Genomic DNA, 17,730 nt, shown 5'->3' with positions numbered 1-17,730 from the left:
GTCCAGTCGGCGACCTCCGGCAGGTCCGTCCCGTGCTCCCGGATCCAGGCGTGGTGGCGGTTGCGCGTGTCCTCCATGGCCTGCCGCACCGCGGCGGCGCGCACCGCCAGGCCCGGGACGCGGTCGATCACGTCCATGACCAGGCGGTAGCGGTCGAGGTCGTTGCGGACGACCATGTCGAAGGGCGTCGTCGTGGTGCCGATCTCCTTGTAGCCGCGCACGTGCAGCTGATCGTGGCCGGTGCGGCGGTAGGCGAGGCGGTGGATGAGCCAGGGATAGCCGTGGTACGCGAAGACGACCGGCCTGTCGCGGGTGAACAGGGCGTCGTACTCCGCGTCGATCATGCCGTGCGGGTGCTCGCCCGCGGGCAGCAGCCGGGCCAGGTCGACCACGTTGACGACGCGGAGGGTCAGGCCGGGCAGGTTCCGCCGGATCAACCGGGCGGCCGCCAGCACCTCCTGGGTGGGCACGTCGCCGGCGCAGGCGAGGACGACGTCGGGTTCCCCGGTGCCGTCCTCGGTGCCGGCCCACTCCCAGATGCCGGCACCCCGGGCGCAGTGCGCCTGCGCCTGTTCCAGGCTCAGCCAGTCGAAGCAGGGCTGCTTGCCCGCGACGACGACGTTGACGTAGTCGCGGCTGCGCAGCACGTGATCGGCCACCGCCAGCAGGGTGTTGGCGTCCGGCGGCAGGTAGACCCGTACGGCTTCGGGGCTCTTGTTGAGGATGTGGTCGATGAAGCCGGGGTCCTGGTGGGAGAAGCCGTTGTGGTCCTGGCGCCAGACGTGGGACGTGAGCAGGTAGTTGAGGGAGGCGACGGGGCGCCGCCAGGGCAGCCGGCGGGAGACGCGCAGCCACTTGATGTGCTGGTTGACCATGGAGTCGACGAGGTGGACGAACGCCTCGTAGCAGGAGAACAGGCCGTGCCGGCCGGTGAGCAGGTAGCCCTCCAGCCAGCCCTGGCAGGTGTGTTCGGAGAGGATCTCCATGACGCGGCCGTGCCGGTCGAGGTGTTCGTCGACGGGAAGGAGGCCGGCCTGCCAGGCCTTGCCGCTGGCCCGGTAGACGGCCTGGAGCCGGTTGGAGGCCGTCTCGTCGGGCCCGACCAGGCGGAAGTCGCGGCGCTCGCCGGTGGCCTCCATGACGGCTTCCAGCAGCTCGCCCAGCACGCGCGTCGGTTCGTGCAGGGACGTGCCCGGCTTGTCGACCGGTACGGCGAAGCGCTCCAGGGGCGGCAGAGGCAGGTCGCGCAGCAGCAGGCCGCCGTTGGCGTGCGGTGTCGCCCCGAGCCGGCGGGTGCCCTCGGGGATGCAGGCGAGCACCTCGGGCCGGGGGCGCCCGTGCTCGTCGAAGAGCTTCTCCGGGTGGTACGAGCGCAGCCACGCCTCCAACTGCCGCAGGTGCTCGGGGTTCTCGCGGACCCCGGGCAACGGCACCTGGTGCGCGCGCCAGGTCCCCTCGACGGGCAGGCCGTCCACCTCGGCGGGCCCGGTCCAGCCCTTGGGCGTGCGCAGCACGATCACCGGCCAGCGGGGGCGTTCGGCGATGCCCTCCGTCCGGGCGCTGTGCTGCAGCCGTGCGATCCGGTCGAGCGCGGTGTCCAGGGCGACGGCCATGGCCCGGTGGACGGCCATGGGGTCGCTGCCGCTCACGTGGAGGGGCGCGTGGCCGTAGCCGCGCAGCAGTTCGTCCAGCTCGGGCTCGGGGAGCCGGGCGAGAACGGCCGGATTGGCGATCTTGTACCCGTTGAGGTGCAGGATCGGCAGGACGGCCCCGTCGTGCACGGGGTCGAGGAACTTGTCGGAGTGCCACGAGGCGGCCAGCGGTCCCGTCTCGGCCTCGCCGTCGCCGATGACGCAGGCGACGAGGAGGCCCGGATTGTCGAAGGCGGCCCCGTAGGCGTGGGAGAGGGAGTAGCCCAGCTCCCCGCCCTCGTGGATCGAGCCGGGGGTCTCGGGCGCGACGTGGCTGGGCACGCCGCCGGGGAAGGAGAACTGCCGGAACAGCCGCTCCATGCCCGGCGCGTCCCGCGTGACGTCGGGGTACGTCTCCGTGTACGACCCCTCCAGCCAGGAGTTGGCCAGCACCGCGGGCCCGCCGTGCCCGGGCCCCCAGATGCACAGCGCGTCCAGGCCGCGGGCGCGGATGACGCGGTTGAGGTGGGTGTGGACCAGGTTGAGGCCCGGCGAGGTGCCCCAGTGGCCCAGCAGCCGGGGCTTGACGTGCTCGGGGCGCAGCGGCTGCGTCAGGAGCGGGTTGGCCATGAGGTAGATCTGTCCGACGGCCAGGTAGTTCGCGGCCCGCCAGTGCGCGTCCAGGGCCTGGAGTTCCTGGTCGGTGAGGACGGTGGCCGGTTCCGGGGTGGTGACGTCGCGCATGGGTGCCTCCGAGGGAATGGGCTGGGCCTTCCTGGCGTTGCCTGGCGTGCCGTTCCAGCCTGGCCGCCGCGCGGCGGGCTGCACAGGGCCGTGCGGCCCTGTGGCACCTGGTGCATCAGCTCGACGGGGTCCGGGACCGTTCGGCCATGTCCTCCCAGAACTGGTGGAGTTCGCTGCGGGTCATGCCCTGCCAGGGGGCACGCTTGCGGGACAGCCAGGACAGCAGCCTGAAGCCTCGCCTCGGGTAGGCGCGCAGCAGCGCCTGCTGCTGGCGGCAGAAGGCCTCGCGCAGCTCGGCATGCGGCTGTGATCCCAGGGCGGGGTAGGGGCACAGCTCGAAGGGGCAGTGGCGCAGGCACGTGCTGCCCGGGGGTGCGTCCTCGGCCATGCCCACGCTGCGCCGGGGACGCAGCGGCTGGCGGTTCTCGTGGAGACAGGGCGGCAGCACGGCCCGGTTGGCGCGTGACAGACGTTCCTCCAACTCGCCCGGCTTGCCGTCCCGTTGCACGAGCTGCTGCAACAGGATCACGTCGGCGAGCAGCTGCTGGGCGCGGGGATGGAGGGTGGTCCACCCCGACGAGGGCGGAATCCAGAGGTTCTGCTTGCGGTAGGCGCCGGGATCCTCCGGCGAGGAGCCGACGTTGACCATCGTCTCCGTCTCGTCCATCCAGAGGAACCGCTCGGGGTGCCCGCTCTCCAGGGCGAGTACGGCGAGGGCGGCTCCTTCCGCGACGAACGGGTGCAGGCGGTCTCCCTTGGGGGTCCGGTCGTCCGGGTGCCGGGCCCGCGGGTCCTGCTTGCTGCCGGCCAGTGCGAGCCAGCGCGCCACGGCCTGCGCGGGGTCGGTCCGCTTCGTCCGGCGGGCGGGGCCGTCCAGCAGCTCCCACAGGCACAGGGCGTGGATGAGCGTCAACTGGGAGTACCAGTAACGGGCGTGGGCGAGCATGGACTCCGCCTGTCCCACGAGGTAGTCCCGGGACTCCTTGTTCGCGTGCGGGTGCCGTCTCCTGCGGTTGGCGGCGCACTTGAAACCCTGGGCGAGGGCGATCTCCAGAGAGAGGGGCAGGTCCGCCTCGCGTGAGCGGGAGTGTTCGGGTTCGAGGTGACCGAGCCACAGGCGCAGCCTCTCCATGGCCTGGCTCCTGTGCTTGTGGGTGACCGAGCCCACCATCATGGGAACCAGCCAGGCCCGCATGACAAACCGCCGCCAGATCTGAAGCCGGCGCGCGTCGCTGTCCGTCTTCCGCTGCAGGTACTGCTCGTGTGACGCGTCGCTGCTGGACCGCCTGAGGAGTCTCTCGCGGGCGCGGTGTTCCTCGTGGAGCTGGTGGAGGAGTTCCTTTTCGTACTGCACCCATGGGTCCTTCTCCTCGGCAAGGCCCGCCCTGGGCAGGGGGAACATGCCCCGCAGGGCGTCGAACGCCTTGTCACCCCCTGCGCCGAACTCCCGCGCGAGAGCGAGCCGGACGGAGTGCGAGGGCTCGTTCTCGGCGATGCCGAAGAACGACGAGTATGCGGGGGCCCTGCCGTGCGCAGGGTCGCCGGGTGCCGCTCCGCCGATCGCACGCAGGACTTCGCCGAAGCGGTGGACGAGGATCAGTTTCGCCCCCTGGAGGGTTCTCCGGTCGCCCGACCTGATGTCCTGCCACTGGTGGCAGAGGGCTTGGGCGATGTCCTGGTGTCTGGGCGCTCCGATGGCCCTGTCGATGTCGAGGGCGGCGGCGTACATGCCGAGCACCTTGGCGTCCGTACGGGAGCGGGCGGCTTTGAGGAGGAGCCGGGTGACGGCCTCGTGGCCGTCCGCCGGGGCCCTCCGGGAATGGAGGACGAGCGCCATCAGGAGTTCGCGTCCGGGGCCGGGCTCCTTCAGGGTTTCGGCGAGGGGCTTGTGCCGGGAGACGCCGACATAGCCGGAGCCGAGGTAGGCCTGGAGGATGCTGTGGGGGAAGCGGACGCTGTCGCCGCGGGCTTCCACCAGGCCGAGCTGTTCGCCCTGCGTGGCGCACAGGGCCAGGAGCGCGCGGCACCGGTGGATGTCGGTGTGGCCGGGGCATTCCGGCAGCCGTTCCCGGAGTCTCCTCCAGATGCCCGGGAACGGGGGTGCCGCACCGATCAGCGCATCGAATCCGACCTCCAGCCGGTCCTGCAGCAGACCTATCCCGGCCAGCGCGGACATGACTTCGACGGTGGCCTTGCGCCGATCGGACGACAGGGGGAGCTCGCCGAGAATACGTCCCGTGATGAGACCTTGCCGCCACGTGTCGAGCAGACGCAGCTGCAGGGCCGGACGGTCGGCCTTGCGGGTGTCCAGGGCCGATTGACGCTCGGGGCCGGCCAGGTGATCGAGGAGGCTGTGCTCCCGCAGTTCGTTCGCTATCTGCAGGTACAACGGGGATTCGGACACCGCCGCCGTCTTGACGATCCAGTCCATGCGCCCGCCGTCCCGGTCCTTGCGGTTCTCCTCCAGGTATTCCAGCGCCGCCTCCTCGCTGAGCGGCTCCAGGTCGATGACCGCGGCACGGGTCTGTTCCAGGGGCGGATGCGGGCGTGAGGCGATGACCAGTGGGAGTTTCTGCCGTTCCGCCTGCTGGATGGCATGCCGGATGAGGATGTCCCGTTCCTTCTGCTCCTTCTCGTCCCAGTCCTCGGTGAACGTTTCCTCCAGGCCGTCGGCGATGACCACGGCCTTGTCCTCGATGCACAGTTGCCGCCACACTCTTTCGCTCTGCCGGCTGGAGAGCGCACCGCGGTCCACGATTTCGCAGAAGCGCTTCATGGCCATCTCGCGGAAGTCCAGCCGGTTGCCCGCCACATCGACGTCCCGCATCCGGATCGGCACGGGGAACGCGCCCTTCTTCGCCAGCATTTGCGTGAGCTGTACGAGGACCGACGTCTTTCCGGCGCCCACCCCGCCGACCAGGATGTAGGGCCGCCGGGTTCGCCGGTCGCGCAGCGCCCGGGAGATGATCAGGCACATCTCCTTCCGCCCGACCACGTCCTTGGCGATCGGCCCGGCGGTCGGCACGAGATGGCGCGCGTCCTTCTTGGCCCGTTGCTTGAGAATTCTGCGCACCGAGAAGTACTGCGCGAACATGAACGCGAGAGTCGCCAGTCCGAGGCTGAGGAACGGGGACAGGAAGCTGTAGGTCACGACGCATCCGGTGCCGCCGCCGGACTTGCACCACTTCTCGATCGGCGACTCGTGCCGGCTGACGAGCTCGTAGATGCCCGATCCGACCCAGAGTCCGGTGAGCAGGGCCGCCAGCCAGGAGAGGTGCTGAATGCACCCTGCCCACGACAGCTTCGGCCACCACCAGCGGGCCGGGGCCACCTGGCCGCGGGCGACCGAACGGGCCCACGTCCTCCGGAAGAACCGCCCGACGGCCCGGGCTGCGCGGGACGCCCAGCGCCACGGGCGGACCACGGGCCGGCTGCGCTGCGGCAGGACCTTGCCCTTGGGATGTCTGAAGGCATAGTTCATGATTCAGCCACCCTCGACGACTTCTCCCTCCGTCCATCGTGCGCGCGCACCACCCCGCTGTCGAATTCCCGGGCGGCCGGGATGCCGGGGGATACGGCCCGAAATACGATGGCCATAGCGCATGCGTGGAGGTGCACGATGAGCCACGCCACCGATATCGGCACCGACCGGCTGCTGGCCATGTCACGGCCCGAGCTCGACCGGTTGTTCCGCGCGAGCCAACCCGGGGAGATCCCCCGCGGAAAGGGCCTCGGCACGGTGCTCCTGGGGCGCAGCCCGAAGGTGAACGCCGTGGTGGCCGTGCTGGTGCGCCGTCTCGCGTGGCAGGGCAAGGTTTTCGACCCCGTCCGCGGTGAACTGCGCAATCTGGTCACGCCGTTCGGGATCCGGGCGGTGCGGGCGCGGGTCTACCGGAATGCGAGCTGGTGCGACGGCGGGGAATGCATCGTCCTCGACTACGCGCAGACCTCGCTCGTCGCCCACTGGATCCGGGACGAGATCCGCCGCGTCGGGAACGGGGTCTACCTCGGCAACGTGTACTGGGGGCGGCACAAAGTCCTGGATTTCAGCCTGACTTTCCACGAAGCGAGGTCCTGAGATGCCGTATCAGACGGCGGTCACCGTCCGGGCCGCGCTGCCGCCGGACCGGGTCGCCGAGGTGCGGGAACTGCTGGACGAGGCGGGCCGGAAGGGCGTGGCCGGAGAACTGTTCCCCTTCGCCGGGATGCCGGGCGTGCATTTCGCGCGCGTCGTCCTCGTTCCCGAAGGGCCCGGCGGCGCTGCCGCGGGCATGCCGCCCAGCGTCGTGTACCTGGGCGAGGTGGACGGGCCCGTGGAAGCGCACCTCACCGAGCTCGCCCGCAAGGCCGGCGACGGCCTGGACCGGGTGTTCGGGCACTGCGCCGGATATCCGGCGGCCGGCTCCCCGGAGGCGGCCCGCATCGACTGGCTGCGCTCCCATTGCCTGTCCTGCGCCGCCTATTACGTCAACACCGTCGGCAGGGGACGGCAGCAGATCGAGCAGGAGGCCCTGCTGCGCGAGGCCATCGAGGAATTCCTCGACCGGAACGGACCCGCTCTCGCGGGATCGAGCCCTGCCGGAATCCGGGCAGCCGTCCAGGAATACGTCCGCGGCCGCCCGGACCTCGCCTGGGCCCGCACCGGACCCGCGCCGCCCCCACTCGGCTGGCGGATCCGCCGGGCCGCGCACCTGGTCGGGGTTCCGCTGGCCGGCCTGGTGCTGTCGCCGCTGCTGGTGATCGCGCTGCCGGCCGGCGCCGTCCTGCTGAGGCTGCACGAACGCCGCGACGTGCCCGACCGGTCCCGGCCGAGCCGCGATCACGTACACGAACTCGCGGGCTGCGAGGACTTCGTGGCGCAGAACCCCTTCACCGCCGTCGGCTCGGTCAAGGCCGGGCCGTTCCGGCGCATCACGCTCACCGCCGTCCTCTTCGTCGTCGACTACGGCGTGCGCCACGTCTTCGACCGGGGCAATCTCGCCGGGGTCAAGACCATCCACTTCGCCCGCTGGCTGTTCATCGACGGGAAACAGCGCATGATCTTCGCGAGCAATTACGACGGCAGCCTGGAAAGCTACATGGACGACTTCATCGACAAGGTCGCCTGGGGCCTCAACGCCGTCTTCAGCAACGGCCAGGGCTATCCGCGGGTGCGGTGGCTCGTGCTGGACGGTGCCAAGGACGAACAGGCCTTCAAGAACTACCTGCGCTGTCACGAGGTGCCGACCCAGGTCTGGTACTCCGCGTACGACACGTCGACCACGCACAACCTCGACACCAACGCCCGGATCCGGGCAGGCCTCTTCGGACCCCTCGGCCCGGCCGAGACCGAGGCCTGGCTCGCCCTGTTCTGAAGGGGGTGACGCGATGACGACGACGCTGGATCGCAAGGACATCCAGGGCCTGGTCGTCCGTGGCTACAGCACGCTGCCCGCGGCCGGTTTCCTGGTGTTCGCGATCGCGGATCCGACGGCGGCCCGTGCCGCGCTGGGGCGGCTGGCCCTGCGGGTGACGAACGGCCTCGCGGAACCCTCGGACACCGCGGTCAACCTCGCCCTGACCTCGGACGGTCTGCGGCGCCTGGGACTGGAGACACCTGAACTGGACGGTTTCCCGGACGAGTTCGTCTCGGGCATGACCGACCCCGACCGCAGCCGCTTCCTGGGCGACGTGGGGGAGAACGCTCCGCGGTACTGGCGGTGGGGCGGGCCGGCCACCGCGCCCGTACACGTCCTGGTGATGCTGTACGCACGCGACGAGCAGCAGCTGCACCGGCTGGAGGGGGAGACACGCCAGGAGGCCGTCGCCGGCGGTGCCCTCACCGAGACCGTGCGTCTGGGCACCACCGAGCTCTCCGGCCGGGAGCCCTTCGGCTTCCGCGACGGCATCTCCCAACCCCTCGTCGAGGGACTGTCCAAAGCCGGCGCGGGCGGCGATCAGGTCGTCCGGGCAGGGGAGTTCGTCCTCGGCCACCCCAACGAGTACGGGCTGCTGACGGACCGCCCCCTGCTGCCGTCCCGCCACGACCCCGACGCCGTGCTGCCCCGTACTCCCCAGGGCGCCGCGGACTTCGGGCGCAACGGCAGCTACCTGGTCTTCCGGCAGCTCCTGCAGGACGTCGAGGCCTTCCACGCCTACCTCGACGCGCAGACCCGGCGCCCCGACGGCAGCAGTGATCCCGCCGCACAGGAGGTGCTCGCCGCGCGCATGGTGGGACGCTGGCCCGGCGGCGCCCCTCTCGTCCGTGCGCCGCAGCACGACGACCCCGCGCTGGCCACGGACAACGACTTCGGCTACTTCGCCACCGACCCGGACGGCCTGCGCTGCCCGCTCGGGGCCCACATCCGCCGCGCCAACCCGCGCGACTCCCTGGACCCGCACCCCGGTTCGGCCGAGTCGGTCGCCATCGGGCGGCGTCACCGGCTGCTGCGCCGCGGCCGGGCCTTCGGGCCGGACGGAGCGGGGGACGGCACGGGCGCCCGCGGACTCCACTTCCTCGGCCTCAACGCGAACATCTCCCGCCAGTTCGAGTTCATCCAGCACACCTGGCTGAACAACCCGAACTTCAACGGGCTTCAGGACGGCCCCGACCCGCTCGTCGCACCGCGCCAGGACCACGGTGCGACGTTCACCGAACAAGGCAGGCCCGTACGCACCCGGCACGCCGGTCTGCCGCAGTTCGTCACCGTCCAGGGCGGCGCCTACTTCTTCCTTCCCGGCCTGCGGGCGCTGCGCTATCTCGGCACGGCCGCACCGTCCGAGGGCGGCGGGCGGCAGTGAACGCCGGGCAGCGGCTCAACGACGCGATCCTGGGATGCGTCCTGCTGGAGCGGCGCATCGATCCCTACGTGCGGCCGCTGTTCGACCGGACCCTGCTGCGTCCCGTCCAGGCCGCGGTGCAGTGGTGCATCAACGTGCGCCGCCGGGACGAGCACCTGGGCCTCGCCGAGGAGCGGACCGTGCCCGGGGAGGCGGAGGTCGCCGAGGCCGTCGCGCAGCAGATGACCCGCTTCGTCCGGCGCCAGTACCGGCCGGGTGAGGCCCAACGGGCCGGCAACACCAAGACCTACGGGGTCGTGCACGCGGAGTTCACCGTCCACGACGACCTGCCCGCACGGCTGCGGCACGGCGTCTTCCGCACCCCCGCCACCTACCGCGCCTGGGTCCGGTTCGCGGGCCCCGGCCCCCTCGCGCCGCCCGACATCAAGGACAACGGGATCCTCAGCATCGGCGTCAAACTCCTGGGCGTCGGCGGCGAGAAGCTGCTCGACGACGAGCGGTGGACCCAGGACTTCACGGGCATCAGCGCGCCGACGTTCACCACGCCCGACGTCGTCGAGAACCTCGGGCTGCAGCAGCACGTCTTCGCGGGCACCCCGGTCCTGTACTTCCTCGACCCCCGGCACCCGCACCTCTGCGACATGATCATGCAGGGGCTGTACGCGAAGACCCAGACGAGCCCGCTGGAGGCCCGGTACTGGAGCTGCACGCCGTATCTCCTCGGGGCGGGCCAGGCCGTGCAGTACTCCCTCGTGCCCCGCGACGGGACCCGCAGCCGGGTGCCGTGGCGCCCGCCCGACGACTACCTGCAGCAGGCCCTGGCGGCCGCACTGCGGGAGCGCGACGTCTGCTTCGACTTCCTCGTCCAGGTACAGACCGACGCCCACCGGATGCCCGTCGAGAACGCGTCCGTGGTCTGGCCCGAGCGCCTCTCGCCGTTCGTGCCGGTGGCCACCCTGCGCGTGCTCCGGCAGCAGTGCGACCCGGCGGACCAGTTCGCCCGTGCCGACCGGCTGTCCTTCAACCCCTGGCACGCCCTGCCCGAACACCGGCCGCTGGGCAACCAGAACCGTGCCCGCCGCACGATCTACCTGCAGCTCTCGCGGCTCAGACAGGCCATGAACGGCACGCCGCACGAGGAGCCCGGAGAGGGGGCGTGACGCCCGGCGCGCGCGCCGGGAGCACTTCCCATATCGTCGAAAACAAGGGCGCAACATCCCCTGGATGTCCGTCGGGAAGGGGAGCCGAGATGGACGCGCGGACAGCCGCGCGCCGGTCCCTGGCCGGAATCCGACTGGTGAACGGCGCAGCGGCACTGCTGACCCCGCGAGTGATGGCCCGCCGGCTCGGTGCGGACCCCGAACAGCCCGCGCTGGTCTACGTGCTGCGCATGTTCGGCGTGCGCACCGTGGTCATCGGCGCCCAACTGCTCTGTCCCGCCGATGCGGACGAGCTCGACCGGCTGCTGCGGACCGGCACGCTCATTCACACGAGCGACGCCCTGGCGGCCGCCTGCGCCGGCCGCGAAGGCCTTCTCCCGCACCGCATGGCCGTCGCGGCCACGGCGATCTCGACGGTCAACGTCGCCCTGACCCTCGTGGCCCGGGGCCGGGCGTGCCGGCCGCCGGAAGGGAACACCTCATGAGCACAGCACCCCGTGGCAGGGCCCCGTGGTTCGTGCAGCTGCACGACCGGCTGGCGGTCGCCGTCGACCACAAGGTCGGCTGGCAGAACCTGCCCAAGCCCCTCGGCCTGCTGACCCTCATCGGGCTGCGGGACAACCTGCGCCGCAAGAACCTCTTCGACACCGCCCGCTACCCGTCCTGCAACCTGCCCGACGTCGCTCCGCGGGACCCGCAGGACGCGACCGGGCGCACGGCCGACGGCACGTACAACGACCTGGCGAACCCCCGCATGGGCATGGCCCGTTCGCGCTTCGGCCGCAACGTGCCACCGGACCGGGCCTTTCCCGAACCCGAGCCGGAGCTCCTCTCCCCGAATCCCCGCGAGGTGAGCCGGGCCCTGCTGACCCGGCGCACGTTCGTGCCGGCCGAGTCCGTCAACACCCTGGTCGCCGCCTGGCTGCAGTTCATGATCAAGGACTGGGTCAGCCACGGGCAGGGCACCATGGACCGCCCCTGGCGCATCGGGCTGGCCGACGGCGACCCGTGGCCCGCACCGCCGATGCTGATACCGCGGACCATCCCGGACCCGACCCGCCCGGCCGGGGACGACGGCCTGCCGCCGACCTTCCTCAACGACAACTCGCCCTGGTGGGACGCCTCCCAGCTCTACGGCAACAACCCGGCCGAGCAGCGGTCGCTGTGCACCGGCCAGGGCGGCAGGCTCCGGGTGCCCGACGGCCCGCTGTTCCCGGACGACCCGGACAAGGACCCGGCGGGCGTGCCCGGCTTCTGGCTGGGCCTCGCCATGATGCACCGGATCTTCCTCCTCGAACACAACGCCATCTGCGACTCGTTGCACGACGCCTACCCCGCATGGTCCGACGAGGAGCTCTTCCAGCGCGGACGGCTGGTCAACGCGGCACTCATCGCCAAGATCCACACCGTCGAGTGGACCCCCGCCGTCATCAGCCACCCCACCACCGTCGCCGCCATGCACGCCAACTGGTACGGCCTCCTGGGGCAGCGCCTGCACAAGGTGCTCGGACGCCTCAGCCGGAGCGAGGTGCTCAGCGGCATCGTGGGCGGGCGCACCGACCACTTCGGCGTTCCGTACTCGCTCACCGAGGAGTTCGTCGCCGTCTACCGCATGCACCCCCTCATCCCCGACGACTGGAGCTTCCGGTCGGCCGCCGACGACTCGCTGCTCCAGGAGGCCACCTTCAAGGAGCTGACGGGGCGGCAGGCGTACGACATCCTCGGCAAGCACACCCTCACCGACCTCCTCTACTCGTTCGGCACCTCCCACCCGGGCCTGGTCACCCTGCACAACTACCCCAGGTTCCTGCAGGAGTTCCAGCGGCCGGACGGCAAGCTCATGGATCTCGGAGCCGTCGACATCCTGCGCTCGCGGGAAGTCGGCGTACCCCGCTACAACGAGTTCCGGCGGCAGCTCCACCTCCTCCCGGCCCAGGACTTCGACACGCTCACCGACAACCCCGTCTGGGCCGAGGAGCTGCGCCGGGTCTACGACGGGGACATCGAGCGCGTCGACCTCTCGGTCGGCATGTTCGCCGAACCCCGCCCGCAGGGCTTCGCGTTCAGCGACACGGCCTTCCGCATCTTCGTCCTGATGGCGTCCCGCCGGCTCAACAGCGACCGGTTCCTCACCCGGGACTACACGCCCCAGGTGTACACGCAGACCGGTCTGGACTGGATCGAGGACAACAGCATGAGCAGCGTGCTGCTGCGGCACTTCCCGGGGCTGCGCCCGTCCCTGCGGTCGGTGGACAACGCCTTCGCCCCGTGGGCCGCGGCGGGGGTTCGCGGTGACACCGGAGGTGGGTGATGGGACGCGCAACATGCCACTCGCGCAGTAACTCGTGGAGCAAGACGCACGACACCATGCACCTGTCCCGTTGGAGCGGCATCCTGCTGGCCCTCCTGGCCGTCGCCGTCTTCGCCGCGGGACTCTGGATCCGCCACAACGCCCCCTACGTCCAGGACGTGAGGCTGCAACTGGCGGGCAGCGCGCGGGAGGCACACGCCCTCGTCGGCGGCCGGACGGCCGACTTCCGCAAGGCGCTGACGGCCGACTTCTTCCTCATCGGGGCGTACACCATCAGCACGGTGCTCGTGTTCCGGCTCAGCAGCCGCACGATCGCGGTGCGCATGAGACACCGCTGCCTCGTCCGGTACGGGATCGCCGGCGTCCTCGCCGCGTGCGCGTGCGCCGTGGCGGAGAAACTGCTGCTGCTCCACGGACTCGACGGCGCGGACTGGCCGTTCGCGGTGGCGACGGGCCTCGCGACGGTCAAGTGGCTGCTGCTCGTCCTCACCGTGCCCGTCGCGGCGGTCGTGGTCGCGATCGTCCTCAAACGGGCCGTGTTCCACGGGTGGGCCCGGCGCAGCAGACACGACTGCGAGGGGCCGTGCGGGTGCGACATGGCCGGCCGCGGTCCCGGGGAGCCCGAGGTCATCCCGCCCTGGCCCGTGACGCGGACGGACGGACGCCGCTGGCCGGCGGCCGCGCGCAAGAACCCTTCCCGCTCCCCGCAGGCGCGGTGGGAGAACGGCAGCCGGGTGCCGGCCGGCCGCGAACAGGGCGGGCTCGGCTTCTGCGTCTCGGGCGGCGGCATCCGCTCCGCCTGCGTCACGCTGGGCGCGTTGCAGGCCCTCCGTCCCTACCTGTGCCGGGCCCGCTACCTGGTGTCGGTCTCCGGCGGCGGCTACGCGGCGGGCGCCCTCCAACTGGCGCTGGCCGGGGTGGGCCGGCAGGGGGCCGGTCCCGACGACGTCTACATGCCCGGCACACCGGAGGAGGACCACACCCGCCGGCACTCGAAGTACGTCGCGGAAGGAACCGGCCAGTGGCTGGTCGCGGTGGGCGCCGTGCTGCGGGGACTGCTGGCCTCCCTGAGCCTGCTGACCGCCACCCTGCTGGTCCTGGGGCTCGCCCTGAGCTGGGGCTACCACCTCGTTCCGCTGACGGTGACGACTCCGCTGCCCCGGCACCTGGCCTTCCGGGGACCCGCGCTGACGGCCCTCCTGGTCCTGGCCGGCCTCGCCGCCGTGTTCTGGTTCTTCTGGCTGATGTCCCTGTGGCTGGCCAGGCGGCGTCTGTCGGGCACCCTGAAGTCGGTCTTCGTCACGTTCGTGGTGGCGGGCCTGCTGCTGGGCCTCGTGGTGGTCGTCCTCCCCGGCCTGGCGTGGGCGACGCCGCACGTGTGGAAGCTGCACGCCCCGGCGACGGGGGCGAGCGCCGGCGGCGCCGTGCTGCTCACCTATGTGACCGCGCTGTTCGGCACCACGTGGCGGCGCATCGAGAAGGCCGAGCACGCGGTCGGCACCGCCGAGCGCTCCCGGCTGGCACGCGCCGTGCCCGACGGGTTCTCCAAGTACCTGATGGTGTGGGCGGTCCTCGTGGTGCTGACGGCGGCCTCCCTGCTCGTGCTGGGCTGGGCGATCGCCAGGGGAAGGACCTGGCCGGTGCCCTGCCAGATCGCCCTTGTCGCCGTCCTCGGGCTGGTCGTGCTGAGCCTCGACCAGACCTGGACGAGCCTGCACCCCTTCTACCGTGCCCGGCTGGTCTCCGCGTTCGCCGTCCGTCGCAGAACCTTCCCGGACGGCGAACAGATCGCCGTCCCCTACCGGTTCGACGAGGCGACGCCGCTTTCCTGGTACGCCAGGCGGCATCCCGGCTTCCCCCAGGTCGTCTTCGCCGCGGCGGCCAACCTCTCCGGCGACGACCGGACGCCACCGGGACGGCACGCGGTCTCGTTCACGCTGTCGCACGACTACGTCGGAGGCCCGGACATCGGGTACGCGCGGACGGACGTCCTGTGCCGCCGCACCAGGCCGGTCATCCGCAAGGACCTCACCGTCGAATCCGCCGTTGCCGTGTCCGGCGCGGCCTTCGCCTCGGCCATGGGCCGCCAGTCGCGCGCGTTCCAGACGCTGTTCGCGCTCTCCAACGCCCGGCTCGGCACCTGGCTTCCCAACCCCGGCGTGCTGGGCGCCCTTTGGGGCGAGGACCCCGACTGGGGACTGCCTCCGATGCCGGGCATCCGCCGCCTGCCCTATCTGCTGCGGGAGGTCTCCGGCCGGTATCCGATGGACGACCGGATGCTGCTGGTCACCGACGGCGGGCACTACGAGAACCTCGGCCTGGTCGAACTGCTCCGGCACGGTGTCAGGACCGCCGTGTGCGTGGACGCCAGCGGGGGTTCCGGGGCCTTCGCCGCCGCTCTGGGCGAGGCCGTCGCCCTGGCCCGGGAGGAGCTCGGCGTCGAGATCACGATCGACCGCGAGGACTGGAAGAGGCTCGTCCCCGGCAGCGCGTCCCCCCTGGACCCGCGGAACCCGCCACCGCCGCCGGGCTCCCCGGGCGGCCCGCCGAACCCGCTGGCCGGGCTCAGCCTCCGGCTCTCGGCCGCGGCAGTGGTCGAGGGCACGATCACCTATCCGCGCCGGCTGGTGGACGAGCACGGCCACAACGTCGGCACGACGGGACGGCTGATCGTCGCCCGGGCGGCACTGACCCCGGAGATGCCCTACGAGCTCCTCGCCTACGCCCAGGCCGACCAGGAGTTCCCGCACGACGGCACCAGCGACCAGTGGTTCGACGAGCGACGGTTCGACGCCTACCAGGCGCTCGGCCACTGGATCGGCGGGCGGGCCGCGACGCTGCTGGACCCGCCGAGTCCACCGCCCCGGCGGCGGCTGCGCCGGCCCCGGAGAACCGGGCCCTGAGCAGCAGTGCCCGGTGCATGATGGAAGGGCGGGCGGGACCGGAGCCCGTGAGAGAAGAGCCGTTCCGTGATCACACGAATGCGCTTGCCGCACCGCCACCTGGCACCGCCCGACGGAGCACCGCCCGGGGGACCGGGGCCGCCGGAAGGCCCGCCGAAGCGGCCCGCCCCGGCACCGCAGTCGCCCCGCTGGTGGCTGTGGGTCATGCCGTTCGTCCTGCTGGGCCTGCTGATCGCCCTGGCGACGTCGCGCGGCCTGACGGGTCCGTCCCGCAACCAGCTCTCCTACAGCGACTTCACCGGCAAGGTCGGGACCGGCCAGGTGCAGACTGTCGAGATCACCGACAAGGGCACGGTCGACGGAACCCTCAAGAACGGCACGCACTTCACCACCCAGCTCCCCACGGCCCTCGGCTCCGGCGGGCTGGAGCAGCAGCTCCAGGCCCAGCATGTGAGCATCTCCGCCGTGCAGAGCAGCGGCAGCCTCTGGCCCTCCCTCCTGCTGGCCTTCCTGCCGTTGCTGCTCCTGGTCTCCTTCTTCTTCTGGGGCTTCCGCCGGGCGGCCGGATCGCTCACCGGCGGCATCAGCACCATCGGACGCTCCCGCGCGAAGATCATCGAAGCGGAGCGGCCGACCACGGGCTTCACCGACGTCGCGGGCTACGACGGGGTCAAGCAGGAGATCAGCGAGGTGGTGGACTTCCTGCGCAACCCCGGCCGGTACGCCGCCGCCGGCGCCAAGGGCCCGCGCGGCGTGATCATGGTCGGGCCGCCCGGCACGGGCAAGACGCTCTTCGCGCGGGCCGTCGCCGGTGAGGCCGACGTCCCCTTCCTGTCGGTGACCGGCTCGGCGTTCGTCGAGATGTTCGTCGGCGTCGGCGCGTCCCGCGTGCGCGACCTCTTCGACGAGGCCCGCAAGCGCGGACCCTCGATCATCTTCATCGACGAGATCGACGCCGTCGGCGGCCGGCGCGGCGGCGGGAGCCGGCTCGGCGGCAACGACGAGCGCGAGCAGACGCTCAACCAACTCCTCGCGGAGATGGACGGGTTCGACCAGAGCAGCGGCATCGTCGTGCTCGCCGCCACCAACCGGCCCGACGCCCTCGACCCGGCCCTGCTGCGGCCCGGACGCTTCGACCGCCAGGTCACCGTCCCGCTGCCCAACCAGACCGAGCGGGCGGCCATCCTCGCTGTCCACGCCCGCGGCAAGACCCTGGACCCCGGGGTCGACCTGGACACCGTGGCCCGCGCCACCCCCGGCTTCTCCGGGGCCGACCTCGCCAACCTCGTCAACGAGGCGGCCATCAACGCCGTCCGGGCCGACCGTGCCACCCTCACCCAGGGGGACCTGGACACCGCCCGGGACCGGGTGCTGCTCGGCCGGCGCGAGACCTCCAACGCCCTGCTCCCCGAGGAGCGGCACTCCGTCGCCGTCCACGAGTCCGGGCACGCCCTCGTCGCCGCGCTGTGCGAGCACGCCGACCCGGTCGCCAAGGTCACCATCCTTCCGGCCGGGGTGACGCTCGGCGTCACCGAGCAGCTGCCCGAGGCGGAACGGCACCTCTACAGCGAGGGCTACCTCACCGACCTGCTCGCCGTCCGCCTCGGCGGCCGGGCCGCGGAACTGGTCGTCTTCGGCGAGGGCTCGACCGGAGCGGCCAACGACCTGGCCGGCGCGACGCAGATCGCCACCCGCATGGTCCGCGAGTTCGGCCTCTCCCCGGCCCTGGGCCCGGTCGGCTACGCGTCCGCCGGCCTGCAGTACCTCGGCGAACCGGCCGCGGACGACCTGCTGCGCCGCCCCCCGTACTCCGAGCAGACCCAGCGGATCGTCGACGAGGAGGTCGCCCGCCTGATCCGCCACGCCGAGGAACGGGCCCTGGGCCTGCTCCGCGGGCACCGCACCGCCCTCGACCGGCTCGCCGGCCTCCTCGTCGCCCGCGAGACCATCGACGGTTCCGTGGTCCAGGACGTGCTGCGTCAGGAGCAGGGCTCCTGACGGGGAGCGTTCACAGGGTTCTCAGAGCAAGTACTGCGAGGCTGGCCCCCGTCCATCGGAGACAGGGAGGCCGCGTGGCCATCAGTACGGACGAGCGCCGGGTCGCGGCGGTGTCGTGCCGCCTCTGCACTGCCCGGTCCGTCAGATACCGCGCGGGCGCGCCGACGACGGCTCCCATGATCACCAACAGCCAGCTCACGATC

10 protein-coding genes and 1 pseudogene are annotated in these 17,730 nt (G+C 71.8%); 8 read left to right on the top strand and 3 right to left on the bottom strand.

Going from position 1 to position 17,730, the window contains the following annotated elements; translation table 11 throughout:
• Both ACWD4B_RS31470 and ACWD4B_RS31465 read right to left on the bottom strand, forming a co-directional pair.
• Nucleotides 1-2,375, bottom strand: a 2,375-nt coding sequence (locus tag ACWD4B_RS31470) for a phosphoketolase family protein (RefSeq protein WP_451423953.1), incomplete at its 3' end; no start/stop codon positions are given.
• Between the two features lie 115 nt (nucleotides 2,376-2,490).
• Nucleotides 2,491-5,856, bottom strand: coding sequence for an NACHT domain-containing protein (locus ACWD4B_RS31465; protein ID WP_451423952.1), 3,366 nt, complete (start codon nucleotides 5,854-5,856; stop codon nucleotides 2,491-2,493).
• Between the two features lie 138 nt (nucleotides 5,857-5,994).
• Here ACWD4B_RS31465 and ACWD4B_RS31460 point away from each other — a divergent pair, with 138 nt between their 5' ends.
• The 8 genes from ACWD4B_RS31460 to ftsH all read left to right on the top strand — a co-directional run bounded on the left by ACWD4B_RS31460 (nucleotide 5,995) and on the right by ftsH (nucleotide 17,527).
• Nucleotides 5,995-6,453 carry a hypothetical protein gene (locus ACWD4B_RS31460; RefSeq protein ID WP_451423951.1) on the top strand — a complete coding sequence of 153 codons (459 nt, stop codon included), beginning with the start codon at nucleotides 5,995-5,997 and terminating at the stop codon, nucleotides 6,451-6,453.
• A gap of 1 nt (nucleotide 6,454) precedes the next feature.
• Complete coding sequence (locus ACWD4B_RS31455; RefSeq protein WP_451423950.1) at nucleotides 6,455-7,729, top strand: hypothetical protein; 1,275 nt, start codon at nucleotides 6,455-6,457, stop codon at nucleotides 7,727-7,729.
• Nucleotides 7,730-7,742: 13 nt separating this feature from the next.
• On the top strand, nucleotides 7,743-9,155 hold the full coding sequence (locus ACWD4B_RS31450) for a Dyp-type peroxidase (RefSeq protein WP_451423949.1): 1,413 nt from the start codon (nucleotides 7,743-7,745) through the stop codon (nucleotides 9,153-9,155).
• Nucleotides 9,152-10,315 (top strand): catalase family protein, encoded by a 1,164-nt coding sequence (locus ACWD4B_RS31445; protein WP_451423948.1) that lies wholly within the window; start codon nucleotides 9,152-9,154, stop codon nucleotides 10,313-10,315. The genes ACWD4B_RS31450 and ACWD4B_RS31445 overlap by 4 nt, the downstream gene beginning before the upstream one ends.
• An 89-nt stretch (nucleotides 10,316-10,404) precedes the next feature.
• A complete protein-coding gene (locus tag ACWD4B_RS31440) occupies nucleotides 10,405-10,800 on the top strand; it encodes a hypothetical protein (RefSeq protein WP_451423947.1) in 396 nt (131 codons plus the stop codon).
• The gene (locus ACWD4B_RS31435) at nucleotides 10,797-12,626 is read left to right on the top strand and encodes a peroxidase family protein (protein ID WP_451423946.1); all 1,830 of its coding nucleotides are present in this window, start codon (nucleotides 10,797-10,799) and stop codon (nucleotides 12,624-12,626) included. Before ACWD4B_RS31440 ends, ACWD4B_RS31435 begins: the two co-directional genes overlap by 4 nt.
• Nucleotides 12,626-15,529 (top strand): hypothetical protein, encoded by a 2,904-nt coding sequence (locus ACWD4B_RS31430; protein ID WP_451423945.1) that lies wholly within the window; start codon nucleotides 12,626-12,628, stop codon nucleotides 15,527-15,529. The genes ACWD4B_RS31435 and ACWD4B_RS31430 overlap by 1 nt, the downstream gene beginning before the upstream one ends.
• A gap of 66 nt (nucleotides 15,530-15,595) precedes the next feature.
• Nucleotides 15,596-17,527, top strand: coding sequence for an ATP-dependent zinc metalloprotease FtsH (ftsH, locus tag ACWD4B_RS31425; protein ID WP_451423944.1), 1,932 nt, complete (start codon nucleotides 15,596-15,598; stop codon nucleotides 17,525-17,527).
• A 109-nt stretch (nucleotides 17,528-17,636) separates the two neighbouring features.
• Here ftsH and ACWD4B_RS31420 read toward each other — a convergent pair.
• A pseudogene (locus tag ACWD4B_RS31420) lies at nucleotides 17,637-17,726 on the bottom strand (fluoride efflux transporter CrcB); the annotation flags it as partial.
• Nucleotides 17,727-17,730 lie beyond the last annotated feature (4 nt).

It is taken from the genome of Streptomyces sp. NPDC002536, from assembly GCF_053594995.1.
This window is presented reverse-complemented; position numbering and strand designations above follow the sequence as displayed.